Raw genomic sequence first — 4,143 nt, 5'->3', positions numbered from 1 at the left:
GGAACCCGGGGTCGGAGACCGCCGGCATCCCCGCGTCGGAGACCACCAGCACCGTCGCCCCATCGCGCACCGCCTCCAGCACCTCGGAAATCTTGTGCGTTTCATTGTGCTCATGCAGGCTCATCACCCGGCCGGTGGGCCGCACCCCCAGGCCCTGTGCCAGGTGGTGGAAGTTGCGGGTGTCCTCCGCTGCGATCAAGTGCGCGCTGGCCATGATCTCGCGCAACCGCGGAGAGGCGTCGGAGAGGTTGCCAATCGGGGTGGCCCCCAGCACGATCTGCCCCTGGCCCTCCGGATCCCGTGTGGCGCGGGCCTCGGGTGCCGGCGCGGAAACTGGGGATTCTGGGTTTTCTTTAGCCTGTTGCACCTTATTAGCCTATCCCTAGGTGTGTAACTGCGGCATTTGTATTTTGCCCACCGGTAGCATGAATGACAATGAGCCTCACCGAGTCAAAACCCCAGTCGGCCAGCCCGGTCCGTTCCCCGTACCAGGCCTTCACCGCCAGCGCATTGCGCGAGCGGCTGCTGCCGGCCACCGCCCCCGGCGGCGTCCTGGCGTGGCTCATCCCCCTGGTCGTCACCCTCCTGGGCGGGTTGCTGCGCTTCGTGCACCTGAACCACCCGCACGAACTGATCTTCGATGAGACCTACTACGTCAAGGACGCCTGGGCGCTGCTGCATTTCGGACACGAGATGGAATGGGTGGATGAGAGCAATGACCGGTTCATTGCCGGGGACCCGCAGCTGGAGGGTGGGGCCTCCTACGTGGTGCACCCACCTTGGGCAAATGGCTGATTGGGCTGGGGATGCTGGTCTTCGGGGAGTACAACGGGCTGGGTTGGCGCACGGCCACCGCACTGTTTGGCACCCTGGCGGTGCTGCTGGTGACCCTGTGCGCCCGGGCGCTGTTCAACTCGCACGCACTGGCCGGGATTGCCGGGCTGCTGCTGGCCGTGGACGGGCATTCGATTGTCATGTCCCGCACGGCGCTGCTGGACGTGTTCCTGATGTTCTTCATCCTGGCCGGGTTCTACGCCTGGTGCTGGATCGTGCCGACGGGCGGCGGCGGCTGATCGCCAAGCTGAGCATCCCGCCGGGCAACCGGGCGGACTACTGGATGCTGCGCCACGGGCCGATGCTCTGGTTCCGGCCCTGGCGCCTGGTGGCCGGGTTGATGCTGGGCTGCGCGGTGGGCGTGAAGTGGTCGGCCCTGTCCTTCGTCGCGGTGTTCGGGATCCTGACCGTCCTGTGGGACTTGTCGGCGCGACGCACCGCAGGGATCCGCCACTGGGTGGTCTCGGGGCTGTGGCGGGACGGGATCCTGGCCTTTTTCCAGATCATCCGCTGGTGCTGGCCACCTACCTAGCCACCTGGAGCGGTTGGCTGGCCGGCAGCGAGGGGCGCTACCGCAATTGGGCGGCCGAGCATCCCGGGAGGGTCTTGGCTGGCTGCCGGCGCCGCTGCGGTCGCTGTGGCAGTACCACGTCTCGGCCTACAGCTTCCATACCGGGCTGGATTCGCCGCACAGCTGGCAGTCCCCGCCCTGGACCTGGATGTTCGCCGGGCGCCGGTGCTGTTCTACTTCGAGGGCTATGACGAAGCGGTGAACGGCTGCACGGTCTCGCGGTGCACCGAGGTGATCACGGATCTGCCAACCCGGTGATGTGGTGGGCGGCGGCCCTGAGCATGGTGTTGCTGATCCTGTGGTGGATCGGGGCCAGGGACTGGCGGGCCGGGGCGATCCTCTCCAGCGTTGCGGCCGGGTTCCTGCCCTGGCTGCTGTACCCGGAGCGGACCATGTTCTTCTTCTACACGCTGCCGATGACCCCGTTCCTGATGCTCGCCCTGACGTTCATGATCGGCAAGTTCCTCCCGCCGGGCGGTGCGGCCTCCCCGCGCTATCCGGCCCGGCTGGTGCTGGTGGTGCTGTTCCTGGCGGTGTTGCTGGTGGTCTCGGCTTTCTTCTGGCCGATCTGGTCCGGGCAGATGATCCCGGACACCGCCTGGCGGGCCCGGGTCTGGATTCCCAGTTGGAGCTAAGTACGTTATATTACCGTGAAGTAACTGCCAGGTATTGGCGGTATTTCCCCGACCTGGCAGGAAGATTGAGTTGATGCGCGAAGAGACTGTCGAGCTGCGGCATGACCTGGATGCGAACTACAACACCACCAACCTATTGCTCGAGCGCGTCCGGCAGGCCCCAGACAAGCCGCTGTTCAGCGTGCAGCGCCAGGGCACCTGGCGGGACATCAGCGCCCGGCGGTTCCTCACCGATGTGCAACGCCTGGCCACCACGCTGATGAGCAACGGGGTACAGCCCGGAGACCACGTGGCGATCATGTCCCGCACCCGCTACGAGTGGGCGCTGGTCGAGGAGGCCATCTGGTTCGCCGGGGGCATCTCGGTGCCGGTCTATGAGACCAGCAGCGCCTTCCAGATCGAATGGATCCTGCGTGATTCCGGGGCCCGGGTGGTGTTCGCCGAAAACGCGGACCAGCGGGTGGTGATCCGCCAGGCGGCCGCGCAACTGGGCGAACGGGTGGAGGTCTACCTCTTTGACGCCGGCAACCCTGCCCGGGAGAGCTCCATCCCCTCCTCCAAGCTCAGCGAACTGCTCGCCGACCCCGACCAGGTCAGCCAGCGCCAGCTGGAGGCGGCCCGGAGCCGGGCCGGGCTGCAGGACGTGGCCACCTTGGTCTACACCTCCGGCACCACCGGGCGGCCCAAGGGCTGCATGATGACCCACGCGAACTTCTCCCTGGTCGCCTACAACCTGGTCGACTACATGCGCACCGTGCTCGGCGAGGACCAGCGCACCTTGATGTTCCTGCCGCTGGCCCACGTGCTGGCCCGCGCCGTGCAGCAGGCCTGCATCCACGGCGGGGCGGTGATCGCCCACTCCCCGAACACCGCCACCCTGGTCGAGGACCTGCAGGCGGTGAAGCCCGGCTTCCTGCTGGCGGTGCCGCGGGTGTTTGAGAAGATCCGCAACACGGCGCTGTCCAAGGCCGAGGAGGGCGGCAAGGCGAAGCTCTTCGCGCAGGCCGAACAGGTGGCCATCGCCTACTCCAAGGCCCTGCAGGCCAAGCAGCACGGCACTGGGCGCGGGCCCGGCCTGCTGCTCAAATCCAAGCACAGGCTCTTTGATGTGCTGCTCTACCCCAAGCTGCGCGAGGTCTTTGGCGGGCAGTGCGGTTACGCGATCTCCGGGGCCAGCGCCCTGAACGAGGATCTGGCCCACTTCTTCCGTGGCGCCGGCATCCAGCTGGTGGAGGGCTACGGGCTGACCGAGACCACCGCCCCGGCCACCGTGAACCAGCCCGAGCACACCAAGGTGGGCACCGTGGGCCGCCCGATCCCGGGCACCAGCGTGCGCATCGCCGAGGACGGGGAAATCCTGATCAAGGGCATCGGGGTGTTCGCCGGATACCACAACAACCCCAAGGCCACCGCCGAGATGTTCACCCCCGAGGCTACTTCACCTCCGGGGACACCGGGGAGCTGGACGCGCAGGGCTACCTGAAGGTGACCGGTCGGAAGAAGGAGCTGATCGTCACCGCCGGCGGCAAGAACGTCGCCCCCGGCCCGCTGGAGGAAACCGTGCGCGCCGAACGCATCGTCGCGCACTGCATCCTGGTGGGAGACAACCGCCCGTTCATCTCCGCGCTGGTGGCGTTGGATCATGAGGAGCTGGCATTGTGGGCCAAGGCCCGGAACCTGGATGAGCTCTCGCTGCGTCAGGCCGCCACTCACCCGCAGGTGATCGCCCAGGTGCAGCAGGCGGTGGATGCGGCCAACCTGACCGTCTCCAAGGCCGAGTCGATCCGCAAGTTCCAGATCCTGCCCGATGAGCTGACCGAGGCCTCCGGCACCTGACCAGCTCGCTCAAGCTCAAGCGTCAAGAGGTGCTCGATACCTACGCCACGGTGATCGGCGGGCTCTACCAGCGCTAAGCTGCCCGCCGGCTGGCAGACGCACTGCGGTGCTGGCCTTCCGGTCTCCGCGGGTGCAAGGATGGGGCCATGATCACCCCCGACCTGCAGCAGTACGCCCAGAAGATGCGGGACCTGGCCACGGCCGGCGTGGACCTGGAAACCGATGCCCGGTTCCTGGACGCGCTGCTGCCGCGCCGGGCCGGGTGCT

At 67.2% G+C, this 4,143-nt stretch carries 8 protein-coding genes; 7 read left to right on the top strand and 1 reads right to left on the bottom strand.

The genetic code is table 11. The features are described from left to right. Positions 1-367 (bottom strand): SAM-dependent methyltransferase (locus JCM19049_RS09060; RefSeq protein ID WP_374700272.1); only part of this gene is annotated, 367 nt, incomplete at its 3' end. Between the two features lie 68 nt (positions 368-435). On the opposite strand from JCM19049_RS09060, the gene JCM19049_RS19740 reads away from it, so the two are divergent. The 7 genes from JCM19049_RS19740 to JCM19049_RS22525 all read left to right on the top strand — a co-directional run bounded on the left by JCM19049_RS19740 (position 436) and on the right by JCM19049_RS22525 (position 3,876). Further along, positions 436-795: a hypothetical protein gene (locus JCM19049_RS19740; protein WP_279402823.1), complete on the top strand. Its 360-nt coding sequence runs from the start codon at positions 436-438 to the stop codon at positions 793-795. Further along, positions 780-1,073 (top strand): phospholipid carrier-dependent glycosyltransferase, encoded by a 294-nt coding sequence (locus tag JCM19049_RS19735; RefSeq protein ID WP_279402822.1) that lies wholly within the window; start codon positions 780-782, stop codon positions 1,071-1,073. The genes JCM19049_RS19740 and JCM19049_RS19735 overlap by 16 nt, the downstream gene beginning before the upstream one ends. Further along, positions 1,040-1,366, top strand: coding sequence for a hypothetical protein (locus JCM19049_RS19730; protein WP_279402821.1), 327 nt, complete (start codon positions 1,040-1,042; stop codon positions 1,364-1,366). The genes JCM19049_RS19735 and JCM19049_RS19730 overlap by 34 nt, the downstream gene beginning before the upstream one ends. 105 nt (positions 1,367-1,471) lie before the next feature. Beyond that, positions 1,472-1,663, top strand: a complete 192-nt coding sequence (locus JCM19049_RS19725; protein WP_279402820.1) for a hypothetical protein — start codon at positions 1,472-1,474, stop codon at positions 1,661-1,663. Continuing rightward, positions 1,660-2,040: a hypothetical protein gene (locus JCM19049_RS19720; protein WP_279402819.1), complete on the top strand. Its 381-nt coding sequence runs from the start codon at positions 1,660-1,662 to the stop codon at positions 2,038-2,040. The genes JCM19049_RS19725 and JCM19049_RS19720 overlap by 4 nt, the downstream gene beginning before the upstream one ends. Positions 2,041-2,113: 73 nt before the next feature. Beyond that, entirely contained in the window at positions 2,114-3,523 is a 1,410-nt protein-coding gene (locus tag JCM19049_RS09050; RefSeq protein WP_306420760.1) for a long-chain fatty acid--CoA ligase, read from the top strand. Positions 3,524-3,525: 2 nt separating this feature from the next. Then, positions 3,526-3,876 (top strand): hypothetical protein, encoded by a 351-nt coding sequence (locus tag JCM19049_RS22525; RefSeq protein WP_306420759.1) that lies wholly within the window; start codon positions 3,526-3,528, stop codon positions 3,874-3,876. Positions 3,877-4,143 lie beyond the last annotated feature (267 nt).

It is taken from the genome of Arthrobacter sp. JCM 19049, from assembly GCF_001310435.1.
The sequence above is the reverse complement of the archived record's forward strand: the minus strand, read 5'-3'. Positions and strand labels throughout refer to the sequence as shown.

Excerpts from the sequence above, each read along its gene's own strand:
- JCM19049_RS09050 (WP_306420760.1), top strand. The coding sequence starts at position 2,114 with ATGCGCGAAGAGACTGTCGAGCTGCGGCATGACCTGGATGCGAACTAC.
- JCM19049_RS19740 (WP_279402823.1), top strand. The coding sequence starts at position 436 with ATGAGCCTCACCGAGTCAAAACCCCAGTCGGCCAGCCCGGTCCGTTCC.